Annotated in this window: 24 protein-coding genes and 1 tRNA gene; 20 read left to right on the top strand and 5 right to left on the bottom strand. The window is 45.3% G+C overall.

The annotated features are described in order from the left end of the window. Positions 1-61 precede the first annotated feature (61 nt). The gene (locus E2R66_RS08420) at positions 62-658 is read right to left on the bottom strand and encodes an RNA polymerase sigma factor (RefSeq protein WP_133228701.1); all 597 of its coding nucleotides are present in this window, start codon (positions 656-658) and stop codon (positions 62-64) included. 363 nt (positions 659-1,021) lie between these two features. Between E2R66_RS08420 and E2R66_RS08415 the strand changes: the two genes are divergently transcribed. The 3 genes from E2R66_RS08415 (at position 1,022) to E2R66_RS08405 (ending at position 3,759) form a co-directional block, all read left to right on the top strand. After that, the gene (locus tag E2R66_RS08415; protein WP_133228699.1) at positions 1,022-1,252 is read left to right on the top strand and encodes a helix-turn-helix domain-containing protein; all 231 of its coding nucleotides are present in this window, start codon (positions 1,022-1,024) and stop codon (positions 1,250-1,252) included. Positions 1,253-1,990: 738 nt separating this feature from the next. Next, on the top strand, positions 1,991-2,182 hold the full coding sequence (locus E2R66_RS08410; RefSeq protein WP_133228698.1) for a hypothetical protein: 192 nt from the start codon (positions 1,991-1,993) through the stop codon (positions 2,180-2,182). Positions 2,183-2,193: 11 nt separating this feature from the next. After that, positions 2,194-3,759: a recombinase family protein gene (locus E2R66_RS08405; protein ID WP_133228914.1), complete on the top strand. Its 1,566-nt coding sequence runs from the start codon at positions 2,194-2,196 to the stop codon at positions 3,757-3,759. Here the strand turns inward: E2R66_RS08405 and E2R66_RS08400 are convergent. Next, positions 3,722-3,793: transfer RNA gene (locus E2R66_RS08400), tRNA-Glu, on the bottom strand. The genes E2R66_RS08405 and E2R66_RS08400 overlap by 38 nt on opposite strands. Positions 3,794-4,033: 240 nt before the next feature. Between E2R66_RS08400 and E2R66_RS08395 the strand changes: the two genes are divergently transcribed. The 10 genes from E2R66_RS08395 (at position 4,034) to prfA (ending at position 14,184) form a co-directional block, all read left to right on the top strand. Further along, positions 4,034-4,315, top strand: a complete 282-nt coding sequence (locus E2R66_RS08395; protein WP_133228696.1) for a DUF427 domain-containing protein — start codon at positions 4,034-4,036, stop codon at positions 4,313-4,315. Position 4,316: 1 nt separating this feature from the next. After that, positions 4,317-5,705 (top strand): mercuric reductase, encoded by a 1,389-nt coding sequence (locus E2R66_RS08390; RefSeq protein WP_133228694.1) that lies wholly within the window; start codon positions 4,317-4,319, stop codon positions 5,703-5,705. Positions 5,706-5,714: 9 nt separating this feature from the next. Next, on the top strand, positions 5,715-6,677 hold the full coding sequence (locus tag E2R66_RS08385; RefSeq protein ID WP_133228693.1) for an ABC transporter ATP-binding protein: 963 nt from the start codon (positions 5,715-5,717) through the stop codon (positions 6,675-6,677). Next, on the top strand, positions 6,670-8,241 hold the full coding sequence (locus E2R66_RS08380) for an ABC transporter permease/substrate-binding protein (protein ID WP_133228691.1): 1,572 nt from the start codon (positions 6,670-6,672) through the stop codon (positions 8,239-8,241). The genes E2R66_RS08385 and E2R66_RS08380 overlap by 8 nt, the downstream gene beginning before the upstream one ends. A gap of 5 nt (positions 8,242-8,246) precedes the next feature. Next, positions 8,247-9,401 carry an ergothioneine biosynthesis protein EgtB gene (gene egtB / locus E2R66_RS08375; protein WP_133228688.1) on the top strand — a complete coding sequence of 385 codons (1,155 nt, stop codon included), beginning with the start codon at positions 8,247-8,249 and terminating at the stop codon, positions 9,399-9,401. A 6-nt stretch (positions 9,402-9,407) separates the two neighbouring features. Continuing rightward, positions 9,408-10,397, top strand: a complete 990-nt coding sequence (gene egtD / locus E2R66_RS08370) for an L-histidine N(alpha)-methyltransferase (protein WP_133228686.1) — start codon at positions 9,408-9,410, stop codon at positions 10,395-10,397. Positions 10,398-10,561: 164 nt separating this feature from the next. Then, positions 10,562-11,503, top strand: coding sequence for an SPFH domain-containing protein (locus E2R66_RS08365; protein ID WP_133228684.1), 942 nt, complete (start codon positions 10,562-10,564; stop codon positions 11,501-11,503). Between the two features lie 22 nt (positions 11,504-11,525). Next, the gene (locus tag E2R66_RS08360) at positions 11,526-12,086 is read left to right on the top strand and encodes a DUF922 domain-containing protein (RefSeq protein ID WP_133228681.1); all 561 of its coding nucleotides are present in this window, start codon (positions 11,526-11,528) and stop codon (positions 12,084-12,086) included. A 54-nt stretch (positions 12,087-12,140) separates the two neighbouring features. Next, positions 12,141-12,914, top strand: a complete 774-nt coding sequence (locus tag E2R66_RS08355) for a UDP-2,3-diacylglucosamine diphosphatase (RefSeq protein ID WP_133228678.1) — start codon at positions 12,141-12,143, stop codon at positions 12,912-12,914. Positions 12,915-13,110: 196 nt separating this feature from the next. Next, complete coding sequence (prfA, locus tag E2R66_RS08350; RefSeq protein WP_133228675.1) at positions 13,111-14,184, top strand: peptide chain release factor 1; 1,074 nt, start codon at positions 13,111-13,113, stop codon at positions 14,182-14,184. Here the strand turns inward: prfA and E2R66_RS08345 are convergent. Continuing rightward, positions 14,181-15,299 carry an acyloxyacyl hydrolase gene (locus tag E2R66_RS08345; RefSeq protein ID WP_133228674.1) on the bottom strand — a complete coding sequence of 373 codons (1,119 nt, stop codon included), beginning with the start codon at positions 15,297-15,299 and terminating at the stop codon, positions 14,181-14,183. The genes prfA and E2R66_RS08345 overlap by 4 nt on opposite strands. Positions 15,300-15,539: 240 nt before the next feature. Here E2R66_RS08345 and E2R66_RS08340 point away from each other — a divergent pair, with 240 nt between their 5' ends. The 7 genes from E2R66_RS08340 to hisS all read left to right on the top strand — a co-directional run bounded on the left by E2R66_RS08340 (position 15,540) and on the right by hisS (position 22,474). Beyond that, positions 15,540-16,466 carry an FAD:protein FMN transferase gene (locus E2R66_RS08340; protein ID WP_133228671.1) on the top strand — a complete coding sequence of 309 codons (927 nt, stop codon included), beginning with the start codon at positions 15,540-15,542 and terminating at the stop codon, positions 16,464-16,466. A 156-nt stretch (positions 16,467-16,622) separates the two neighbouring features. Then, the gene (locus E2R66_RS08335) at positions 16,623-16,970 is read left to right on the top strand and encodes a hypothetical protein (RefSeq protein ID WP_133228669.1); all 348 of its coding nucleotides are present in this window, start codon (positions 16,623-16,625) and stop codon (positions 16,968-16,970) included. A gap of 24 nt (positions 16,971-16,994) precedes the next feature. Next, a complete protein-coding gene (locus E2R66_RS08330; RefSeq protein WP_133228666.1) occupies positions 16,995-17,906 on the top strand; it encodes a hypothetical protein in 912 nt (303 codons plus the stop codon). A gap of 6 nt (positions 17,907-17,912) precedes the next feature. Continuing rightward, entirely contained in the window at positions 17,913-18,596 is a 684-nt protein-coding gene (locus tag E2R66_RS08325) for a response regulator transcription factor (protein WP_133228663.1), read from the top strand. 4 nt (positions 18,597-18,600) lie between these two features. Then, positions 18,601-19,929, top strand: coding sequence for a sensor histidine kinase (locus E2R66_RS08320; RefSeq protein WP_133228661.1), 1,329 nt, complete (start codon positions 18,601-18,603; stop codon positions 19,927-19,929). A gap of 215 nt (positions 19,930-20,144) precedes the next feature. Then, positions 20,145-20,822 carry an OmpA family protein gene (locus E2R66_RS08315; RefSeq protein WP_133228659.1) on the top strand — a complete coding sequence of 226 codons (678 nt, stop codon included), beginning with the start codon at positions 20,145-20,147 and terminating at the stop codon, positions 20,820-20,822. 278 nt (positions 20,823-21,100) lie between these two features. Further along, entirely contained in the window at positions 21,101-22,474 is a 1,374-nt protein-coding gene (gene hisS / locus E2R66_RS08310; RefSeq protein WP_133228657.1) for a histidine--tRNA ligase, read from the top strand. Between the two features lie 375 nt (positions 22,475-22,849). Here the strand turns inward: hisS and E2R66_RS08305 are convergent, their stop codons facing one another. Beyond that, complete coding sequence (locus tag E2R66_RS08305; protein WP_133228654.1) at positions 22,850-24,049, bottom strand: DUF1501 domain-containing protein; 1,200 nt, start codon at positions 24,047-24,049, stop codon at positions 22,850-22,852. 109 nt (positions 24,050-24,158) lie between these two features. Beyond that, entirely contained in the window at positions 24,159-25,529 is a 1,371-nt protein-coding gene (locus E2R66_RS08300; protein ID WP_240049262.1) for a DUF1800 domain-containing protein, read from the bottom strand. Positions 25,530-25,579: the final 50 nt, after the last annotated feature.

Genomic DNA, 25,579 nt, shown 5'->3' with positions numbered 1-25,579 from the left:
TGCCGATTCATTTTTTTTGTTTTTTGCTGGCTGAGAGTGCTGGGTACGGTTTTATACCAATTTAATTGATATGCCTGAATAGGCCGGCAACGATCAGGGCTATCAACAGATCATCGTTTGATTTTAAATAATCTCTTAGCGATTTGTTAGCCTGGACGATCTGATTACGAATAGTTGAAGTGGCTATGCCCATTTCTAAACTTACTTCCTCATAGCTTTTACCTTCCAACTTACATAAAGTATAAACTTGCTTTCTTTGAGGCGGAAGGCTTTCTATGGCTTCTTTAAGCAGATCCTGATTTTCTTTGGTAATAATAGCTTCTTCTGCATAGGTATCAAAAGCAGTAGACGATAGAATCAGGCGTTCTATCAAACGCTTGTCCTTTGCCATTCCGCGAAAATGGCCATACACTAAATTTTCAGCGATCTTGTATAGATAGGATTTAAAAGAACTTTCAGGGTTTATGCTATGCCGTTTTTCCCATATCTTCAGAAAGAGGTCTTGTAACAGTTCCTGGGCGATATTATCATCTTTGACCATACGCAGGATATTCCTGTAAAGCCTGTGGCTGTAAAGGTCATAAAGCTGCGTAAAAGCCAGTTGGTTATCTTGCTGTAGTTGGTTGATTAAAAGCTGATGTTCATTATCCGAAGCCATTTCATACTCTTTTGACCAATGGCAATTAGAGTATTTACAAGTGAATTCCCCAATTGCCGAAGGTGTGAAACCAACGTATCACTTTAGGTCTTGTAGATGTGTGGGAACTCATGTTTCTGCACTAAGCAACAATTATCCAATTTTCATTAAAAATTTTCTACTCTTCTAAAGTGAGACTTCAATGCGCGTATGTAATAGATACAACCCGCATTATTTCAATTCCTAAATATCTATTCAATTATTACGATTGTTTAGATATTATATACAAGTATATAGAATAAATATCCAAATTTCAAATTATTGGGCTAATAAATTAAACAGATGTAGCTTAACTCTAAATAAATGTATTGACTTTCTAAATCAATGACGGAATTAGGGCTATATCTAACAAAAAAGTCAGTTAACAAGGCCGAAATTTCAAGGCGAACCGGAATAAGTAAAGCCAGGTTAACACAATTATCAAATAATAAATCGACAAAGTTAACGGTTGATGAATTGTACAAAATTGCTTTGTCAATAAACGTTGATCCTTGTGAACTTTTAAGTGCCCTTGGTAAACATATCTCACTTCCAACACCATCAGGTCAGCAATAATCATCCCTATATCTGAAAGGATTTCTAACATCACCCATGTAACTATTATGGATTAAGATCAATAGATTTGATCAAATTATTTATATAGTCAGCTCAATTGGCTTTAGGGGTGTAAATGGCATAGCAAAGGCAAATTGCTACATTGCGCCACACGCATCCGCTCCGGGCTTCATTTCGCAATTAGCCTTTGCACCCACGGCTGTAATGTTATTCGTGCCTCAAAACACCACTGCCTTTCCTATTGCCCTTAATTCACTTATAAGACTGGATAACTGTTATTATTCATCCGTTTGGTTTGCATGACATTATTTACACATCACACCGTCACCACAAAATTAGCAACGCCGGAAAAAAGTAAAGGGTACATAAATGGCGCATTGTTAATTGTTTTTCAACCGATGCGCCACCCTTGACATTTTTCCGGCTTGCTGCTACCAGTTGTTTAAGCGGTGCAATGACTTGGTATGGCCTGATTTTCACCTTTCCTGTAACAAACTGGATTTACATGCGTTTAAAGAAAAAAGGCAATTACCAACTGCTGTTCGTTTATTGACCCGTCATCTGTCAGGTCGTATATGGTGTTTACAAATGAGGTTAGCTGGTTGCTAACCTGTCTTCCCTGTCTACATCGCAATAACCGCTCATTCTGGATGCCATCTTATTCATCGGGACACCCGCCTGGTATTGTTACAGGTGACAAGTGATCGCCGATCAGACGCACCTTCTTATTGTCTAAACATGAAGGCCGGAAATTCCGAAAAAAGGAATGTTACTCCTGAACAAACCATTAAAACACTTCGTGAAAATAACATCGAAGTTTCTGAAAATGATGCCAAAGAAATTTTGGATTTCTTATACTTTTTAGCTAAATTAGCTGTAAATCAATACATTAAAGACATGGGTGGCCTTGAAAATCGGCCATTCGATTAAATTACTCTATTATGAATTCTGCATACTTATACGTGCGTGTTAGCACTGATGAACAAAAAAGAAAGGGTTATTCCTTACCGGAGCAGGAAGATCGTCTAATGCGTTATTGCGAGCAAAATAACATAGAGGTAAGGGGCATTTACAGGGAAGACTATTCTGCAAAGAACTTTAACCGTCCCGAATGGACGAAGTTATTGAATGTTGTAAAGGGCCGTAAGAAAAAGGATCAGGAGAATATATTGTTTATCAAATGGGACCGCTTTAGTCGTAACATTGAATATGCTTATCAAATGATCGGCATTCTGAGGGGAGTTAATGTACAAGCGATGGCCATTGACCAACCAATTGATTTTAAAATACCAGAAAGTACTGTAATGCTTGCGGTTTACCTTGCTGTACCAGAGTCTGAAAATACAAGGCGCGCACTTAATACTTTAACCGGGATGCGCAGGGCAAGAAAAGCAGGACGGTGGATGTCTACGGCTCCAAAGGGTTATCAAAACTTAAGCCATTCAGATGGTAGAAAGTTTATTGCTCCCAAGCAGCCAGAAGCGGCAGCGATGCAATGGGTATTTACTGAACTATCAAAAGGTGTTTATAATGCTGAACAAGTACGTAAACAGGCTTTTAGCAAGGGGCTAAAGTGTGAGCGAAACAATTTTTGGAAGATTATCCGAAACCCCGTCTACTGCGGAACTATAGTTGTTCCTCCATACGAAGGGGAAGAAATGTATTTTGTGAAAGGCCAGCATGAGCCGTTGGTTACTGAAAGCCTTTTTTATGAGGTTCAGGACGTTTTAAACGGCAATAAGCGTATTCCCGCAACAAAGGTCACCTCCAATGAAATGTTGCCTCTGAGAGGCTTTTTAGAGTGCCCTTTGTGTAGCCGCATGTTGACCGGCAGTGCTTCTAAAGGAAGGCATAGCCGTTACTATTATTACCACTGTTCTGATAATACTTGCAAAAGCCGCTTCAAAGCGGAAGAGGTCAATAAATACTTTGAGGATGACCTGATAAACTTTCAGCTTCACCCAGGCATTAGCAACCACTTTAAAGCGATTGTATTAGATGTGTTTAAATCTGAACATAGGGACGGCTTGGATGAGCGTAAGGTCATTGCAGATCAGATGGAGGAGCAGGAAAAAATGTTATCTAATGCGCGTAAACGCTTTATGCTAGAGGAAATTGATGCGGAAGACTTTAAGATTATCAAGTCAGAATGTAACGATGCCTTAAGGATGCTTGAAGCGAAATTAACTGATCTCCCAAATAAGGCTGATAGCTTGAAAACAGTTGAAAACCTCCTTAATTTGGTTGTAGAAAAGTACTCAAACATTCAATTACACTACAAAGGGGCAAGTGTAGCGGAAAAAAGAAAATTGATTGGTTCGATTTACCCACAAAATCTATGCTTTGACGGAAAGCAACATCGAACCGCTTATTTGAGTGAGCCATTGTCGCTTATTATGCTGATAAACAAGCAATTACAAGGCATAAAAAAAGGGGAAAAGTTATCTTTTGATAACCTTTCCCCTAAGGTAGCCCGTAGGGGAATCGAACCCCTGTTTCTAGAATGAAAATCTAACGTCCTAACCCCTAGACGAACGGGCCATTTCTGAGTTGCGAAATCTAAGTTTTTAGATTTCGTTTCCCTTATTTTGGGAATGCAAAGATATGCGTTTTCTGAGAAATTAAAAATAAAATTAAAAATATTTTTACTGTAAGGTTCGTGAGATGCGCGCTACCAATTGTGTAAGGTATCTCATTTTTGACATGGTCAAACAAAAAATGCATTTCGCTATTTATAATTCCGATGCCGTTGCGGTATCTTTATACACAAATCAACCTAACATGAAAGCTATTTGGAACAACGAGGTTATTGCCGAAAGCAACGAAACGATCGTTGTAGAAAACAATCATTATTTCCCGCAGAATAGTATCAAGCCGGATTTTTTTAAGGAAAGTAGTACACACACCACCTGCCCTTGGAAAGGCATTGCATCTTACTACACACTGGAGGTAAGCGGTATGCAGAATCGCGATGCAGCCTGGTATTACCCAGAGCCCAAGGCTGCTGCCGCCAATATCGCCAATCATATTGCCTTTTGGAAAGGCGTAAAAGTTACCGGTTGATATGAAGCATTACGACGCTATAATCATCGGCTCGGGGCAGGCGGGATCTCCATTATCGAAAAAACTGGCCAATGCCGGTATGAAAACGCTGCTGATAGAGAAGCGCTTCATCGGTGGTACCTGCGTTAACGATGGTTGCACGCCTACTAAAACCATGGTGGCCAGTGCACGGCTCGCTTATTTGGCGGGCAAATGCAACGATATGGGCATCAATATAAAAGGCTACACGGTAGATTTGAAACAGGTGGTGAAACGTGCCAATGGTATCGTAATGAAATCGCGCAATGGCAGCCAGGCCGCCATGGAGAAAACAAAAAACCTCGACCTGCTTTTTGGCGAGGCTAACTTCATCGATAAAAAGACTATTTCCGTAAACCCCAAAACTGGGAAGAAGCGGCAGTTTACCGCCGACCAGATATTTATCAACACCGGCTGCAAAACCATCGTCCCGCATGATATCGAAGGGCTAGACGATATCGAATACCTCACCTCAACTAGCATCCTCAAGCTGGAGAAAGTCCCCGAGCATCTGTTGATCATTGGCGGCAACTACATTGGGTTGGAATTTGGGCAGATGTTCCGCAGGTTTGGCAGCAAGGTTACCATCCTGGAAAAATCAGGCAGGCTGCTTTCGCGCGAGGATGAAGACATCTCTACTGAGATAACCGGTATATTAGAGGTGGAAGGCATAAAAGTACTCACCAATACAAAAGCCCTAAAGTTTAAGAATAAAGGCAAAAGCCAGGTTACAGCAACGCTGGATACCGGCGGTAAGGAAAGCAAACTGAAATGCACACATGTACTGGTGGCCATTGGCCGCGCTCCGCAGACTGATACCCTGGGGCTGGAAACAACCGGCGTAGCGGTAGATGAAAAAGGGTACATTAAAGTAAACGATAAGCTGGAGACTACGCAGCCAGGCATTTATGCCCTGGGCGATGTAAAGGGCGGCCCGGCTTTTACGCATATCTCTTATAACGATTACACCATCGTTTACCGCAATCTGATAGAAAAACTGGACCTAAATACCAGCGACCGCCCAATACCCTATTGCATGTTTACCGACCCGGAATTGGGCCGCGTAGGCATTACTGAAACTGAAGCCCGCAAGCAAGGGTTAAATATAAAAGTGGCCAAATTGCCAATGGCGCATGTGGCCCGCGCGCTGGAAACCGGCGATACGCGCGGCCTGATGAAAGCCATTGTAGATGCCGATACCAAAAAGATATTGGGTGTGGCCGTAGTAGGTACCGAGGGTGGCGAAATCATGACCGTACTGCAAATGGCCATGGAAGGCGGTATTACTTACGACAGGATACGCTATTGTGTGTTTGCGCACCCCACGTACTCCGAATCGTTGAATAACCTTTTCATGACTTTGGAGGATTAATTGCCCGATATGATAAAGGTTGATGGGCTTGTAAAAACATTCGGTACCACAAAAGCGGTTGACGGAATTTCCTTTGAGGTAGCCAATGGCGAAACCTTGGCCTTGCTGGGCACCAGCGGCTGCGGCAAAACAACTACCTTGAAAATGCTGAATCGCCTGATAGAGCCCGATAGCGGCAGCATCTACATCAACGATAAAAACATTCTGGAAGAAAATCCCGAGGCACTTCGCCGGGGCATTGGCTACGTATTGCAGAACAATGGTCTTTTTCCGCATTATACCGTTGCCGAAAATATCGCCATTGTACCCCAACTGTTGAAATGGGATAAGGCCAAAACCGATAGACGCATTAATGAATTGTTGGGCAAACTGCATCTGGATAAAGGGCACCTTACCGCCTATCCAAGCGAATTGAGCGGTGGCCAGCAGCAACGCATAGGCCTGGCGCGCGCCTTGGTTGCCGACCCGCCCGTGCTACTGATGGACGAACCCTTCGGCGCGTTGGATAACGTTACCCGCGCAAAGATACACGGCGAATTTAAGGCGCTGGATGAACTAAAACGCAAAACCATCATCCTGGTAACACACGATGTACAGGAAGCCTTTGAACTGGCCGACCGTATTGCACTGATGGATAAAGGCAAGATAGTGCAGATAGGCACCCCTGCCGAATTGTTGTTTGCGCCGAAGAACAACTTTGTGCGCGATTTTTTGCAGGAGCAGCGCCTGCAACTGGAATTCAGGGCCATCAAAATAAGCGATTTGTGGGAGCATTTGCCTACGGGCGGCGACAAAGTAAAATCCCCGGCCCTTTCTACCGAGCTTGATCTTTGGTCGGCATTGGAGCAATTTAAATTTAGCAAAGCCGAAACCATACAGGTTAAGAACAGCGAGGACGTGATAAAGGCCATCAGCTTCGAGCAATTGATGGCCGCGTACGCACAATATAAAACCCTGCAGCCGCATGAATGAGCAACAGCAACCCCTTTGGGGCTTTATGGCTCAGCAGGCCGATAAACTGGCCGCGCAAACGTTGCAGCATATCGGGCTTACGTTTATCTCTTTGTTTATCGCCGTGCTGATAGGCCTGCCTTTGGGTATTTACATCACCCGTAAGAAAAGCCTTTCGGGTTTGGTGCTGGGCATTGCAGGCGTTTTGCAAACTATCCCCAGCATCGCATTGCTCGGGTTTATGATACCCTTGCTGGGTATCGGCGCAAAGCCTGCTATTGTGGCTTTGTTGCTATACGCATTACTGCCAATCATCCGCAATACCTTTACGGGCATTACAGGTGTAGATGCTACGGTAAAAGAAGCGGCGGTTGCCATGGGTATGAGCAAATGGCAGGTATTGGTCAAAGTGGAGCTTCCGTTGGCTATGCCGGTAATTTTGGCTGGTATCCGTACCGCCACGGTGATTAATGTTGGCGTGGCTACGCTGGCATCATACATTGCAGCGGGCGGCTTAGGCGAGTTTATTTTCGGGGGTATCTCGCTTAACAATACCAACATGATTTTGGCGGGAGCCATACCTGCCGCACTGCTAGCCATTATATTCGATTTCCTGCTATCGCTGGTGCAAAAGCTAAACTTTAAAAAGATAAAAGGTGCCGTGAAAATTGCACCGGTTTTGTTGCTGCTTTTATCCTGCCTGTATTTTGTGCCATCGGCTTATGGCAGCAAGCTCACAGCGGGCTTTACGCCCGAGTTTATGGGGCGGCAGGATGGCAACCTTGGGCTGCAAAGTAAATACGGTTTAAAGATACATACGATAGTGATTAGCGATGCGGTGATGTACAAGGCCGCGCAGGAAAAGGAACTGGACGTCATTAGCGGCTACTCTACCGATGGCCGCCTGAAGGCTTACGACTTGGTGGTGCTGGATGATGATAAGAAGATCTTCCCGCCCTATTACGCTGCGCCGGTGGTACGCGAGGATGCCCTGCGGAAATTCCCTCAGCTGGAAAAAACGCTGAACCTGCTCGCCGGCACCATTACCGATTCGGTAATGACAGAGCTGAACTACAAAACCGATTACCTGCACCAATCGCCCGAGCGTGTAGCCAAAGATTTTTTGGTGGCAAAGAAATTGTATAGGGTAGACAGGGGTGGTAAAAGCGGTGTGGTGCGCATAGGCTCTAAAATATTCGGCGAGCAATACATTTTGGCCAGCATGTACACCATGCTGATAAAAGGCTATACCGATTACGATGTGGCCACCAAAACAGGCCTGGGAGGCACCAAAATCGTTTTCGATGCCCTCACCAACGACCAGATTGATTTTTACCCCGAATACACCGGTACCGGCCTGTTGGCCATACTGCAAGCCCCTACAAAAACGGTGGAGCAGTTGCAAGTAAGCAAGGATAGCACCTACAATTACGTGACCCGCGAGTTCGTGAAACGGTATCAGTTGAAATGGCTCAGGCCCATCGGCTTCAACAATGCCTATGCTTTAATGATGCGCCAAAAGCAGGCAAAAGAGCTTCACATCAAAACAATTACCGACCTTAAACGCTATTTGGATAGCAAGTAATACCAATGGATTTAGCAGACAGTTATAAAAAAGTACGCCAGCGCATCGAAGCTATATGCGCGCCCCTGCAAACAGAAGATTACGTGGTGCAGCCTGTGGGAGATGTGAGTCCCCCCAAATGGCACATCGGGCACACCACCTGGTTTTTCGAAACCTTTATCCTGAAGCCTTATTTTATGGGCTACCAGGAGTACGACTCTAATTACAATTACGTCTTCAATAGCTATTACGAAACCGTCGGCACACGCGTTATCCGCACGGATAGGGGCAATTTAAGCCGCCCTACGGTTATCGATATACAACTTTACCGCAAGTATGTGGATGATGCCATGCAGAACTTTATTGCGGGTGGCCCATTAAGTGCCGATGTGCAGGAGTTGTTAGTACTTGGCCTCAACCACGAGGAGCAGCATCAGGAACTGCTGATGACCGATATCAAATACATACTGGGCAATAATCCGCTGTTCCCGGCCTATTCCAAAGATTATGTAAAGCCTAAAGTCGAAGAGGTTGCCGACACTGCATTCCTTAGTCTGGCCGAAGGCGTTTACGAGATAGGTTTCACAGGCGAGGGATTTTCCTTCGATAATGAGCATAACGGCCATAAGGTGTATTTGAATGCGTTTGGGATTAGTCCGGCGCTGGTCACCAATGCCGAGTACCTGGAATTTATAGATGCCGGGGGGTATCACGATTTCCGCCACTGGCATGCAGCAGGCTGGGATTGGGTAAACACCAACAAGGTAGAAGCCCCCATGTACTGGCATTTGATTGATGACAAATGGTATTATTACACTTATCATGGTTTGGAGCCGTTACATCTGCACGAGGCGCTTTGCCACATTAGCTATTACGAAGCTTACGCCTATGCTTCCTGGAAAGGTATGCGCCTGCCGACGGAGTTTGAGTGGGAGGTAGCCGCCACGCAATTCAACTGGGGCAGCCGCTGGGAGTGGACAGAAAGCAGTTACTTACCATACCCGGGTTTTGCCAAAGCTCCAGGTGCCATCGGCGAATACAATGGCAAGTTTATGGTAGGGCAAAAGGTTTTACGGGGGGCATCAGAAGTAACGCCGCCCAACCATAGCCGTATTACCTACCGCAATTTTTTTCAACCCGAATTACGCTGGCAGTTTACCGGCATACGCCTCGCAAAATAGAAATCAATGGAAACATCTACCTGTACCCTGAAAAACCCTGAAGCGCAACTCAGCACCAACGGACAGTTCTACAAGGACGTGATAACCGGTTTAAGCGCAACGCCAAAACGACTCGACTCCAAATATTTTTACGATGCAATCGGCGATAAGATATTTCAGGAGCTGATGAACTGCGCCGAATATTACCCCACCAATTGCGAGATGGAAATATTTACCCAAAAGACCGGGGAGCTGGCCAAAGCCATCATGGCCGATGGCGACGCATTTGAACTGATAGAGTTGGGCGCGGGGGATGCTACCAAATCGAGCCACCTGTTAAAGTATTTGATTGATGAGCAGGCAGATTTTACCTACTTACCTATTGATATCTCGGGAAACGTAATATCGTACCTCAACATTACCCTGCCGGTTACCTTGCCGGGCTTAAAAATAAATGGCTTGCAGGGTGAATATTTCGACATGTTGAAAAAGGCAGCATCCATATCCGATAAACGCAAGGTGGTGATGTTCCTGGGGTCTAACATCGGCAATATGCAGGTGAAGGATGCCGAGGCATTTTGCAAGGTCCTGCGCGAACATCTTTCGCCCGGTGATATGGTACTGATAGGTGTAGACCTGAAGAAAAACCCGCACACCGTTTTGGCTGCTTATAACGACAAGGAAGGCATCACCAAACGTTTCAATCTGAATTTATTGGAGCGCATTAACCGCGAACTGAACGGCAATTTCGATGTTTCCCAATTCGACCATTACGCCATGTACGACCCGGAAAGCGGAGCCTGCCGGAGTTACCTGATTAGTTTGCAGGAACAGCAGGTGAATATCGGCGATGAGCTTATAAGCTTCGCCAGAGACGAGTACATCTACATGGAAATATCGCAGAAATTTACCGTGGAACAGGTGGACAACATGGCAGCGATTGCGGGTTTTAAGCCTTCAAATAGATTTTTGGATACCAAAGGTTGGTTTGTTGATGCCGTTTGGGTGGCGGAATAATTCTTGTAGAGACGCAATATTTTGCGTCTCCCGTTTGCAATTCCACCATTCAGATTCGTTTTTCTTATCGGAGACGCAAAATATTGCGTCTCTACTTCCTGCTTTTAAATTTCGCATGAATCTATCATAAATAAGCCTATATTTATTTCAAATTATAAAGCCAAATGGAAGCTACATCTATTGTTTTTTACATCATCCTGTTTCTTGTTTTTGTCGGGGTAGCCTCGTCGTTCGTTACGGTAAAACAGGGCACCATCGTGGTGATAACCGTTTTCGGTAAATACCGCCGCATATTAGCCCCCGGCTTGAATTTTAAGATCCCTTTCATCGAAAATGTCTACTCTAAAATATCCATCCAAAACCGCTCGGTAGAGCTGGAGTTCCAGGCCGTAACGTTCGATCAGGCCAACGTTTACTTTAAGGCAATGCTCCTGTACTCTGTGCTCGATCAATCTGAAGAGGCCATAAAAAACGTTGCCTTTAAATTCGTAGACGAGCGTAACCTGATGCAGGCGCTCATCCGTACCGTAGAGGGTTCTATCCGCGCATTCGTAGCTACCAAGCGCCAAAGCGAAGTGCTGATTTTGCGCCGCGATATCGTAGAACACGTAAAAGACCAATTGGATACCATACTGGAAGGCTGGGGCTATCACCTGCAAGATTTGCAGCTGAACGATATCACCTTCGATGATGTCATCATGAAATCGATGAGCCAGGTAGTGGCCTCCAATAACCTCAAAGCAGCAGCCGAGAACGAAGGGCAGGCATTGCTCATCACCAAAACAAAAGCAGCTGAAGCAGATGGTAACGCCATCAAGATTTCTGCCGAGGCCGAACGCCAGGCGGCACAATTGCGTGGCCAGGGTATAGCTTTGTTCCGCGAGGAGGTGGCCAAGGGTATGACTACGGCCGCCAAAGAAATGCAAGGCGCCAACATGGATACCTCGGTTATCCTCTTTACCATGTGGACTGAATCTATCAAGCACTTCGCCGAAAATTCTAACGGCAACGTTATTTTCTTGGATGGCTCTACCGCAGGGATGGAGCATACCATGAAAGAAATGATGGCATTAAACCTTCTGCAATCGGATAAAGTCAAAAAGTAAAATTACTTTTTAACCCCTTCTGATGATGTTGAGATTATTACGTGCAGGCACGGTATCGGTGTTGTTGCTGCTTGCTACTTTTACGCTTTATGCCCAGCCTTTCAGGCAGCTTACGGCGGATGATTTTCAGGGCTATCCACGTGCCAATAACCGCGGCGTGGTGGCCTACACCAATTGCACCCTCGATTTCCGTTTCCAGGCCACGCACCAGGATGGTGAATATATTCTGCATTTTAACGTGCGGCTGGATATGAACAATTACAAATCGTGGATAGACCGCTCGCGCATTACCTCGCAGCAATCTATGGCCGAGATACTAAAGCACGAGCAGGGCCATTACAATATCGCTTACCTGGAACAACAGGAGGTATTGCGGGTAGTAAACCGCACCCGTTTTACCGCCAATTACAAAAACGAGGCGATGGATATCTTTAACCGTATAGACGCTAAATACAAACAGCTGAATATTGATTACGATGAAGACACCGGCCACAGCACCAATAAACAACAACAGCACGCCTGGGATTTGTATTTTGTCAAGCGTATTGAGAATATGCCGCCGCTTACTGCCGGGGCGTATTAGGCCTGCATAATTCCAATTTGCTGCTTTGGATTATTGCTGTATTTTTGATGCTATATGCCAACCGGTAATAAATTATACTTTGCTTCTGATTTTCATTTAGGCGTGCGTGGTGCCGAAACCTCAGCCGTGCGCGAGGCCCGCATCATCCGCTGGCTGGATATGGTAAAGGTGGATGCCGCCGAACTTTTTTTGGTGGGCGATGTGTTCGATTTTTGGTTTGAGTATAAAACGGTAGTTCCAAGAGGTTACATCCGCTTTTTGGGCAAACTGGCCGAACTGGCAGATGCCGGCATAAAGCTTTATTTTTTTAAAGGGAACCACGATATGTGGATGTTTGATTATTTTGAGAAAGAATTGAACGCCACCATCATAACCAATGAACTGGAAATGGAACGCAACGGTAAGACTTTTTACCTGCATCACGGCGATGGCCTTGGCCCCGGCGATAAAAAATACAAATTCCTTAAGAAGATCTTCCGCAGCAGGCTTTGCCAGTGGATGTTTGCCAGGTTGCATCCAAACCTGGGTATTGGGTTGGCCAATGCATGGTCGCACGATAGTAAGCAAACCAATGCACGTATAGGCGAAGCTAAACTGCACCCACAGGAGTGGATACAAGTTTACTCGCGCGAATTGCTGCAAAGCAAGCATTACGATTATATGGTTTACGGGCATCGCCATAAGCCGCTTGATATTGCTTTAACCGAGCGTTCCCGTTATGTTAATCTTGGCGATTGGCTGTACAATTCCTCTTACGCCGTTTTCGATGGTACAGAGTTGACCCTAAAGTATTTCGAGCGTGAGGCAATACCCGTTTGGAAACACTAATCTATTTACAATCTGCTGAATAAATTATATCCCTTAATTTGCGTATTTTTGCATGTTTTTAGCGACAAACTGCGTAGCGTAAACCCGATTGGAATAGAAAGCCTTTTGGCGTAGCCTGTGTAGAAAGGAAAAAAAGGCTTAATAAGAAGCGGGGCTGGCCTAACCAACAAGCGCTGCGATTGATTTTCGAAATAAGATGTTAGAAAAATTAGAACTGATATATCAGCGCTGGAAAGCGGTTGAAGTTGAGCTAAGCAGCCCCGACGCGATGAGCGATATGAAGCGCTTTGCCCAGTTGAACAAAGAATATAAAGACCTTGCCAAAATTGTTGACGAGTATAATGTTTACAAAAACATTATGAGCAACATTGATTCCAATAAAGAAATTTTGGCTACCGAGAAGGACGAGGAGTTCCGCGAGATGGCGAAGATGGAATTGGACGAATTGTTGACCAGGCAGGATGAAATGGAAGAAAAGATCCGTTTGATGCTGATACCGAAAGACCCGGAAGATTCTAAGAATGCTATTATTGAAATACGTGGTGGTACGGGCGGCGATGAGGCAGCGTTATTTGCAGGCGATATGTACCGTATGTATATGCGTTATTGCGAACGCCGCGGCTGGAAAACTGAACTGGTTGACTATACTGAAGGCACCGCCGGAGGCTATAAAGAAATTGTGTTTAATGTAAACGCTGAAGATGCCTACGGCAATTTTAAATACGAAAGCGGTGTGCACCGCGTACAGCGCGTGCCCGATACCGAAACACAAGGCCGCGTGCATACATCGGCAGCTTCGGTAGTGGTACTGCCCGAGGTTGACGAGTTCGATATCGATTTGCAGGTGAGCGATATCCGTAAGGATTTGTTCTGCGCATCTGGTCCGGGTGGTCAGTCGGTAAACACAACTTATTCTGCCGTGCGTTTAACACACATCCCAACAGGTATTGTTGCGCAGTGCCAGGATCAAAAATCTCAATTAAAAAATTACGATAAAGCTTTAGGCGTGTTACGCTCGCGCGTTTACGAAATGGAGTTGCAAAAACACCTGGAAGAGACTTCAAAAAGGCGCAAAACGATGGTTGCCACAGGTGACAGGAGTGCCAAAGTACGTACCTACAACTATCCGCAAGGCCGCTTAACCGAGCATCGCATAGGCTTAACCATATACAACCTTAACGGCGTAATGAACGGCGATCTGCAGGAGATTATGGAAGCCCTGCAATTTGCAGAGAATGCAGAACGCTTAAAAGAAGGCACCGCCGCTTAGTGCGCGCGGAAAATTAAACCGCCGCCCAAATAATCGCAATCGCTGCCGTGTATGTAAGCCTTAACCTGTAGGGCCACCCATGGCAGCACATAATATTTTACGCCGGGGCTCCAATAGCTGTTGATTTTAGTGGTGCTTTTATAATGCAGGTAAAAGCCATAGTTGGCCATAATAGCCAACCGCCCCATCCATAAATCGGTACCTCCGCTAAGGCCGTACCGCCATCTGTCGAAAGATGAGCCATGGTATTGATAGCTCGGTTCCAGGTTGGTTTTCGGGTCGTCGTCCGGATGATAGATAGAGAAATAATACACGGCATCTGCACCAGCCTTTAAGCTTACCGCCGGGCTTATGCGGTAATTATAGGCTGCCGAAAAGCCCGATTTATACAAGCCCCCGTCGGCCTTTTGTACGCCCCTGCGGCCCGCATCCAAACCAATTTCAAACGAATGTTTAAAATATGTGCTAAAAGCCTTGCTGCCGGTTTGCGGCCCCGGCGTGTTTAGTGTTTTGATAAGGCCAAACGATGCCTCTACCGTATTGATACCCTTGTTTGGCACGCGGGTGCCACCATTTGAATAGTGGAAAATATCTATCCCGCCTTTTAAAGCAATGGTATTGCTAAGTGGCGTTGTTATAAATAAGCCTGCCTCGGTTGCCAAATTAATATGGCTGCCTATTAGCGGGTTGCCGTTAGAAAAATAACTACCGGTAGCATAAGCAAAGCCAAGCCCCGGGGCAAATATCAGCTGTGTACCGCCTGCCTTAATAACCGGAATTTCTAGCCGCCCCAGCACGTTGTACACCTGCCCAATGGGGTGGCTTACCGTGCTGTTGCTATCTATAACACTTACCTTGCTAAAGTTGCGGAAGCCAGCTACCACATCGATAGATTGTATATGGAGCAGTTGGATATATGGAGCCTTGTTATTACCCATATCAAAATGGTAAATTGCTTCGGCACCGGTCATGTGTCCTGGTGTTTTGTAAAATCCGGAGGTGAAAGTATTAAGCCCATACAAAGCGTTGAGCTCGATTTTATTGGTATTGCCGGTTTGCGCCACCAGGCGCGCAAACGATAGCAAAAGCGAAAGCGAAAGCGCAATTTTTTTCATGACAGGTTTAATCCGCAGTTGAATGTAGTGTGAATAGTTTAAATTATTGGGGAATTATATGTATCGATATTGAAATATTGATACATATAACGCCTGCAAAATAATATTTTATCAGCACATATTTACATTTCATCTCAATTTCATAATGCTGCGCTACTTTAGCAATGTTAGGTTAGGTGTTTGCCCTGTTTTTTCTAAGTCGGCTGCAACTAATTATCACGGTAAGAAATCTTGAAGCATATGCTGGCAGTAAAAAATTTAACAGGTATCAATACAATTTTCGCGCGCGAAGTACGCCTGATGGGTAATGGTTTTGCAATAAGCCTGGTGGCTAATGATGCTAATTGGGCCAATGAGCGCATTGATAGCGCGATAAACGAAATCAACCGCGTGGAGAAACTCCTGAGCACCTTTACCGACGACAGTAAGCTGAATGAGATTAACCGCAATGCCGGCATACGCCCCGTACGTGTAGATGCAGAAATTTTTAAACTGGTTGATAGGGCGTTGCAAATATCAGAACTTACTTACGGCACTTTTGATGTTACCTATCCCGCCAACCAAATTGCTGCTGCCGATACCAGGGCGGCCAAGCGCAAGCTAAGCCTCACTAACTACAAAAACGTAGTGCTTGATGCGGCAAAACAAACCGTGTTTTTAAAGAACAAAGGTATGCGTATAGGCCTGGGCGCCATAAGCCGCGGGTATGCAGCCGATAGAGCGAAATATATTTTACAGATGGATGGCGTGAGCAGCGGCGTTATTAACGCTGGTGGCGATTTGCTTAGCTGGGGCCTCCAGCCGGATAATACGCCATGGACGATAGGTGCCGCCGATCCGTCGCAAGCCGGGCAGCCTTTTGCAGGCGTAAATATCAGCAATATGGCTATCGCTACATCCTTCAATTCAGAAAAGCTTAATTATACCGGCGATGCTATGCCTGTGGGCAATATACACCCCGATAGCGGCTTTGCGGTGAGCAAAATTAAAAGTGTAAGCATCATTACCCCCGGTGCAGAGCTTGCCGATGCCATGGCTACCCCTATTATTGCCATGGGTATAAATGCCGGGTTATACCTCATCAATAAACTTAACCAAATGGCCTGCATCATTATTGATGACCATGCCCGGGTTTATACATCAAAAGATATTAAATTAACGGCCTAAGCGCTTGGCGGCTCAACAGGCTATTTATATATTTACCAATATTACTAATCAAGCCTCTATAAGTTAATTTTTACCCTCGGCTGTTATTATTAAGATAGGCAATTACCCTATGGTTTTTGTTTATGTTGATAATAACGAGATTGTTTTCCTCCTGAAATGATAAAGTGGTTTTTGTATATTGTACTCCTGTTGATATCCGCACCACGCCTTTTATCTGCCAGCTCCAACACCAGCAGCAATCATAATTTTCGTGGCGGCGCCATGTATATGGGCATGCGCCCTGCGTTTCAACAGCGCGATACAACCACCAAAGACAAAAAACGGCAGCAGGAAGAAGATAAAAAGAAAATAAAAGAGGTAGCCAAAGCAAAAAAACAACCCAAGCCCGAAAAAGTGGAGGAGATAGATCCACTTACCGGCAAGCCAAAAGTGAAGCCAAAACGCCAGCGACGGCCGGATGGCATGGAGCGGCCACCCGAAATTCCCAGAAGAAACGATAATTAGTATTAAGTTTACCGCGTTTTATAAATGAGATACTTCGGCATATTAATTTTAGTAATAAGTTGCAATGCGTTTAACGTAGCATTGGCAAAGCCAGCGCTTTTTGCCAGCCTGCAAACCCGTTTGGTAGCCGATACTGATACTGTTGCCAAAGCCGCTGCCGATACCAATGTTATCGTGCGTAAAAACTCGCTTTCTGCTGGTATAAACTACGGCAGCGATGCGCTATTCTTCGGGCGTACCGGCCCCAAAAAGTATCCGTTTTTGGCTGCTGATTTGGTAGTGAATTATAAATCGGGTTTTTTTATATATGGCTCCGCACTTAAGGTGCTGGGTTACGAGGTGCCTTTGGTTGATGAGATTGACGTGGGGGGCGGCTATTTCTACCGCCTGTCTAAAAACTTTACGGGCACGCTAAGCTACACGCGGTTTATTTTTAATAATAAGTCGGCTATCATCAAGTCGGCCTCATCCAACGATATCAACTTCAAAAACTCGTACGATTGGGGCTTCGCGAAAACCAGCCTGGTGGCCGATTACCTTTTCGGTAAATCGTACGATGTGTTTACTACCATAAGCAACTCCAAATACTGGGAGAGCAGTTGGAGTATCTTCGACGATCAGGATTATCTGTCCATCAACCCCTCGTTCAATTTTATATTGGGTACGCAAAACTTTGTGCAGCGGTACTCTATCGATCATAAGTACCAATTAGAGGCCGACAATATTTATGTTCGCAACGAGAACGCAACGGGGGCACGTGCCAACGCCAAATTCACAATGCTCAATTACAGCTTCAAGATACCCGTGTCGTATAACAGGCCGCATTACACACTGGAGTTCTCGTACAAGTATTCTATCCCAGTAAATGTGGAAGGAGCCTTGCTCAACCGCCGCGAATCTTTTTATAATCTTACATTTTATTACGTTTTTTATTGATGCACGATGAATGTTTTAATTATAGAGGATGAAAAAGCACTGGCTTACGAAATGGAATTGTTCTTATCCAAGAACAACTATATCTGCGAGGTGTGTTTCAACGGCGTTTCTGCATCTGAAAAAATTGCCGTAAACCTCTACGATTTTATACTCATTGACCTTGGCCTGCCGGACTATGAAGGTTTAGACTTACTTAAAGAAGCCAAAAAGAGTCGCCCCGAAGCAGCCTGCATTATTCTTACCGCCCGCGCCGAAGTTTACGACCGTATAAAAGGCCTCGATCTGGGTGCCGATGATTACCTGGCCAAGCCCTTTTCGCTGTTGGAATTGCAGAGCCGCATGCAAGCCATAACCCGTCGCAAGTTTGGATTGGTAAACCAGGTTGTGGACCTTGATGGTTTTTTGGTAAACCTTACCGACCGCACTATCACTTACATGAGCAATGCGGTAAATGCCATTACCAAAAAAGAATTCGACCTGATTGCTTACCTTATATTGCATAAGAACCGCACCTTAACCCGTGCGCAGCTAAGCGAGCACATTTGGGGCAGTGTAGTGAACGACGATTACGACAGTAACTTTATTGATGCCCACATCAAAAACATACGTAAAAAACTAGGAGCCTTTGCCGCTGCCGACTGGCTGGAAACTGTGCGCGGCCTGGGCTATCGCATAAAAACAAACGTTTAAGCATTTGAAGCTAAAAACCAAACTAACGCTGTTTAATGCCTTATCAAAACTGGTAATTGTAACCCTTTTTGTGCTTTTGCTGCCCTCCATTATCGAAAGCATCAACCGCAACTATACCGATGACCGCCTCATTAAACAAAAGGATAAGCTACTGCAAATAGTAAAGGAGAAAGGCATCCAAACTTATATCGAAGATGGGCAAAGCTACGGTAGCTACCTGCCGCTGAAAGAAGAGTATATAAGTCTGGATGAAGCGGAACCCGATTACTATGCCGATACCATACAAAACGAACGCCGCTCGGTTGAGCGCGATACCATAGATTACCGCATCCTGAGCCATACCTTTATGGTTGGCAAAAAAAATTACCTGCTGGAGATTGGCAAAAGCACCGAAACTATTGACGATACCACCGGCCCCCTGCAAAACATCGCTTTCCTGATACTGCTGGGTATGATATTGCTCACCATACTGGCCGATCTGGTATATTCTAACTATATCCTTGCGCCCTTAAGCCGTATTATACGCACCAAGCTGGTTGGTGCCAAGTTTCCTAGTTTTACCTCGTATGCGCAGGTTAAAACCACCACGTCAGATTTTCAGCACCTCGATCTCAGCATTCATAAGATGATTGTAACTATTGAGCATGCATTTCAAAAGGAGCGGGAATTTATCTCTAATGCCTCGCACGAACTGATGACCCCAATCTCTATCCTGCAATCGAAGATTGAGAATATGTTTCAGCAGGAAGATATAAACGATGAGATGAAGGTGCGCATGCTGGAGATGCAGAAAATACTTAACCGGCTCAAGAGTATTACCAAAACGCTGTTGCTGATATCGCAGATAGAGAACGAGCAGTTTTTAAAGGAAGACGAGATATCGCTAACGGATATGCTGCAGGATTTGTATGAAGAGATATCTATACGCCTGCAGGAGAAAAACATAGGTTACGCGCTGGCACTGAGCGAGGATGTAACACTGGTTAATGTAAATAAGTTTTTGTTGTTCAACTTGCTGTTTAACCTGGTAAATAACGCCATTAAGTACAATAAGCCCGATGGTTCCATTATTGTAAATGGCGAGAAGGTAAAGAATTACTACGTCATCAGCATAAACGATACCGGCATAGGCATCGCGGAAGATGAGTTGCCTTACATTTTCGACAGGTTCAAAAAAATAAAGCAATCGCCTAAGCAGGACAGCTTTGGGCTGGGGCTGCCCATCGTAAAATCGATAGCAACTTTTCACGAAATAGAGCTGCAGGTGCGTTCTGAGGAGGGCGTAGGCAGCACCTTTACGCTAATCATCCCGGCAAAATTGATCAGGCAATAGGTGTTTTTAGCGAATTTTGTCCTAAATTACAGTCAATAGTTGTTGAGTGTATTTGTGGTAACTGCCATTTTTACCTTTCGGATTTCCCTTGAATTAAAAAACTATAGTTTTGGTAAGGTTTTTTAAGCCTTGTAGATAATGCCGGTGATTTCCCGCCAAACACGGCATTTGGCATCTGCTTTGCAAGTAGCTAATCAAATACACAACTATATAACATGAAGACTTTAAAATTAAAGATAGCTACTTTCAGTATTGCAATAGCTTCGTTAGGCGTTATCGGCAGCAGCTGTAACTCATTAACCAAAACACAAAAAGGCACCGCCATTGGTGCAGGTGCAGGCGGTACCATAGGTGCAATTATTGGCAAAGCAGCCGGTAACACTGCCTTGGGTGCTATTATTGGTGGTGCAGTGGGTGGTACAGCCGGTGCATTTATTGGCCGTAATATGGATAGGCAAGCTGCCGAGATAAAACAAACCGTACCGGGCGCAACAGTTATCCGCGAAGGTGAAGGTATTTTGGTGAAATTTGATTCGGGTATTTTATTCGATACCAATAAATCAGACCTTAAAGCTGCAGCACGTACTAACCTGCAAAACCTTGCAGCATCATTGGTAAATAACCCGCAAACAAATATCCTGATTGTTGGCCATACCGATAGTACTGGTGGCGATGCGCTTAACATGGCCCTGTCTATACGCAGGGCTGAAGCCGTGAAAGCTTTTATAGCCGCAGCCAATGTTGCAAGCTCCAGGTTAACCACATCGGGTAAAGGCGAATCAGAACCGATTGCCGATAACACCACTGTTGACGGACAGGCACAGAACCGCCGTGTAGAAATCGTGATTGTTGCCAACGAGCAAATGAAGAGCCAGGCACGTACCGCCCAATAAGCTTTAAAAAAGACAGATTAATAATAGTTTCAGCATAAGCCCTTCCGAACATTCGGGAGGGCTTTGTTTTTTAAACTAAGTTTTACTCGATCGAAAACTAAACGTCATGCCGATTACTTGTTTCGATACCCCATCATAAGAGTCACCACAATACTAACCCGCCATGCACGCCCGTTACCTGCCGTGTGGGGTACCGAAACAAATTCGGCATGACGGGTGATTTAAAGCCGTTCCCCGGAATCAGTTTAGCTTAACCTTGTTTTTTGTACATTTGCGCCATGGCATCTATTAAACCATCTGTACCTAAGGGCACCCGCGATTTTTCTCCGGCCGAAATGGCTAAACGTAATTTCATTTTCGATACCATTAAGGGCGTGTTCCGCAAATATGGCTATCAGCAGATAGAAACGCCTACCATGGAGAACCTGAGCACCCTAACCGGTAAATATGGTGATGAGGGGGATAAGTTGATATTTAAAGTATTGAATAGCGGGGATTATCTGGCGAAAGCCGATACAAAGCAGCTAGACGAGCGTAACTCTAATTTGCTCACCAGTTCTATCTCCGAAAAAGCGCTCCGCTACGACCTTACCGTGCCTTTTGCCCGTTACGTAGTGCAGCACCAAAACGAAATCACCTTTCCTTTCAAACGTTTCCAGGTGCAGCCCGTTTGGCGCGCGGATAAGCCACAGAAAGGCCGCTATCGCGAGTTTTACCAATGCGATGTGGATGTAGTGGGTTCTGCTTCGCTGCTGAACGAAGCGGAATTCGTAATGATATACGATGAAGCCTTGAGCTTGCTAGGACTGAAGGATTTCACCATAAAAATAAACAATAGAAAAATACTATCAGGAATTGCGCAAGTAATAGATAAATACGATAGTATAATTGACCTCACTGTAGCCATTGATAAGCTGGATAAAATAGGCCTGGACGGCGTGATAAAAGAGCTGCTGGAACGCGGCTTTACCGAGGCTGATATCGACAAACTGAAGCCTGTTATTTTGCTGGAAGGCAGCAACGAAGAGAAACTGCAAAAGCTTCGCGAGGCATTGGCCACATCTGAGATTGGCCTGCAGGGCTGCGACGAACTGGAAACTGTTTTTAATTACCTGCAATACACACCACTTAAACGTGCCACATTAGAACTGGATATCACCCTGGCCCGCGGCTTGAATTATTATACCGGCGCTATCTTCGAGGTGAAGACCAATGAAGTAGCCATGGGTAGCATCGGCGGCGGCGGCAGGTACGACGACCTTACCGGCATGTTCGGCTTGAAGGGTTTAACAGGTGCCGGCATCTCCTTCGGGGCCGACCGTATTTACGATGTGATGGAGGAACTGAACCTGTTCCCGGCATCGGCAGAGCAAAGTACACAGGTGCTTATCATTGGGTTCGATGCAGCGGCGGAAGCTTATGCATTGCCCTTGCTGCAACAACTACGCAACAACAACGTTAATGCCGAGCTTTACCCCGCAGGTGCCAAGCTGAAAAAGCAGATGGAATACGCTAACAACAAACAGATACCTTACACTATCCTAATTGGTAGCGACGAGATGCAAAGCGGCTTGCTCAGCTTTAAAAATATGCAAAGTGGCGAACAGGAAAAGTTAAGTGCGGACGCCATTTTGGCGAGGTTAGGGGCGTAGGTTGAGTTCATTTGTCTGAACTCTAATTAAACGAATTTTATGAATTCCCAGAAAGCCTTAGTGTTGGTGAAGCAATTCTGTAAAATTCATTAATTCTCCCAAATTCGAGTTCAGAAAAACACTGGTACCGCAAATTAATTTTAAAAGCAGTCCCTTTACCTAACTCGCTTTCTGCCCAAATCCTGCCCATAAAAGCCTCTATTGGTTTTGGTGATGAACGACGCTATTCCCCTGGTATCGCGGTTGCTGTGGAATGTTTTACTTATGCCTTATAAACCGGCATGATTAACGGATGTTAGCTTGGATCTACCAATGCCACATGGGTTTTCCCTGTCGTTTTCCTCGTTTTTTGCATAACCTCAAACTGGCAACCCATTATACAAAATCCAGTCCGGCAAAATTCTTATTAAGTACCTGGCTGTTGTTTACATTGAGCCATTTATCTAAAAGCGTGGCGTACACCGAACGGAAATCTATCTCGTATTTCAAGTCGCCGTTATCCAGTTGAGCAAGATTGGGGGCATCGTTGTATATCCCTGCCTTTTTCAACTTGCCGCCAAATAGCATGATGTTGTTGGCGGTGCCGTGGTCGGTACCATTGCTGGCGTTTTGCTCCACGCGGCGGCCAAATTCAGAGAAGGTCATCACCAGCGTATCATCCAGTTTGTTGGCCTGCTTTAGGTCTTTAACAAACGCCTCTACAGCATCCGCATAAATCTTTAGCTGGCGGCCTTGCTGGTTCTGCTGGCCGGTGTGTGTATCAAACCCGCTCAACGATACATAATACACCCGTGTTTGCAAGCCCGAGTTGATGAATTTAGCCACGCTTTTAAGTTGATTAGCAAAGGGTGTTTGTGGGTAGGTGGCAGTAGTAATATAGGTTTTTGACGTTTGCTGTATATAATCTGCCGAAGAGTAGGTCTCTATCATGGTTTTATAAAGATAGCCCAGGTTATCCTCGTTGAGGTTTGCAGCGTCGTGCCCGTGCACCAATTGCTTAAAGAATGGCTGCCGTGTAGCCTGATAAAGCTTGCCCGGATCCTCCACAGCTATGCCCTTCATTTTTGCACCTTTGAGGGCAAGGGAGAGCGTATCATCAACCTCTATAGCGGTGTAGGGGTTATTACAGGTAGCGCAGTTAGAATCCAGGTAGCGGCCTATCCAGCCGGTGGTTAAAAACTGGTTGGCGTCGCTGCCGGTTTGCCATATATCCATCGAACGGAAGTGCGACCTATCGGGGTTGGGGTACCCTACGGAGTTGATGACGCTCATCCAGCCTTGGTCGTAAATTTCTTTTAGGGCAGCAAGGTTTGGGTTGAGTCCCTGCATATCGTTCAGCTTGATTATATCGGGCTGCTGTATGGCAATGGTTTTGCGTTTTTGGTAATAAATGTCGTTGCCGAAGGGCACGATGGTATTAAGGCCATCATTACCACCGGAGAGCTGTATCACCACCAAATTCTTGTACCCGGAGATATCGCCCATGGCCATAGCCTCCAGCGGCTTCAAAAACGAAGGGATTAAAAATGCCCCCGAAGCCAATGTGGTGTTCCTTAAAAAATCTCGCCTTTTCATAATTAATTATTGAATTAGTGGAGGATTGAATTATTGAGTTTGTAAAATTGAATGACTAGTCTTGTGTAGCTCCATCAATAATTCATTAATTCAATTCTTCAGTCATTGCTTAACACAGTTGATACTCCGGTGTAGATACCAGTTCTATAGCCAGTGCTTTTATATCCGTAGTTTTATTGATGATGTCTGTAATGCCCGTGCTCAACGGCGCTGTTAATAAGGTTTGCGCTATTGCGGCCTTGCCGGTGCCGCGCGGTATGCTGTTCATGAATTTAGCCCAATCGGCCTGTGCCTGTATTTTTGTAGTTACTGCTTCCTTTTGTTTGCGGGTGGTGGCTATAAAGGCTTCGTCTTCGGGGTCTACCTTGCCGCTAAACTCAATTACGCCGCCATTCAGCACGGTCGAGGGTATCTTTAAACGGTACATCAATGATGAGCTGTCTATCCAGTTTTTACCACCCGGCCACCCGGCTACATTAGGAGGGTTAAACAGCACCTGCCCCAATGCCCGTTCAAACTGTAGCACCACATCGGGGTTTTGATAAGTGATGTAAAACTGCCTGTTTAAACCCACTATAAACTCCACCGGGGCTTTGATCAGGTTACCCATGTTGTTATCGGTATAAAACCAATCGGCTGTAAAAATATATTGCAGCAGCGGTTTTATCTCATAATTGCCGTTGTAAAAAATATCTGCCATGGTGCCGATGTGCGCATTGTTGGGTACATCGTTCACCAGGTACCTATAGAGTTTTTTGCAGATGAACAAAGCGGTTTCTTTTTTGGCGAGCAGCATATCTATAATATCCTCGCCTGCAAAATTGCCGGTTTTCCCCAGGAAGGTTTTTTGCCCGACATCGTGTTGAAGGGGGCGGGCCGCAAAGCTGCCGTCTTTCTTAAAACTCCAGCCGGTAAATGCCCGCGCCGATTCCTTTACGTCCTGCTCGGTATAGTTGCCGCGGCCAATGGTAAAAAGCTCCATCAGTTCGCGCGCAAAGTTTTCGTTGGGGTGGTTCTTTTGGTTTTGTTGATTGTTCAAAAACTGCAGCATAGCAGGCGTTTTTGATACCTCCATCAACAGAGTTTTAAAATTGCCCAGGGCGTTGCTGCGCTGTATATTATTTAGTTGTTGGGCATACCAGGCGTTTTGCGTTCGGCAGGCAAAATGGTTATGCCAAAACAGCGTCATCTTCTCGCGCAGTTGCGCATCGGTACTGCTCATTTTGTTCACCCAATCAATATTCAGGGCTTTTTCCTGCTGGCGTTGCTCCTGCAAAAACATCTTCTTGGTGCCTTCGTTGGCCAACAGAAAATCTTTATAGTTGATGTTGCCGGCAATGATGGCGGTTGGGTCGCTGTTTTCTGATGCACGGAACACCGCCGCTACCGCCTCTTTTACAGATAGCTTCCCAAGCGTATCCAAATCCTCAAACCTGAGGCTAAAGCCAGCCCGCGCATACAAGTGGCGGATGTTTTTCATGTTGGCTGTCATATATAGGTATGACAGGCCCGAACTAAAAGGGTTTAGTT

This window comes from Mucilaginibacter psychrotolerans (assembly GCF_004519315.1).
Lineage (GTDB): Bacteria > Bacteroidota > Bacteroidia > Sphingobacteriales > Sphingobacteriaceae > Mucilaginibacter > Mucilaginibacter psychrotolerans.
The sequence above is the reverse complement of the archived record's forward strand: the minus strand, read 5'-3'. Positions and strand labels throughout refer to the sequence as shown.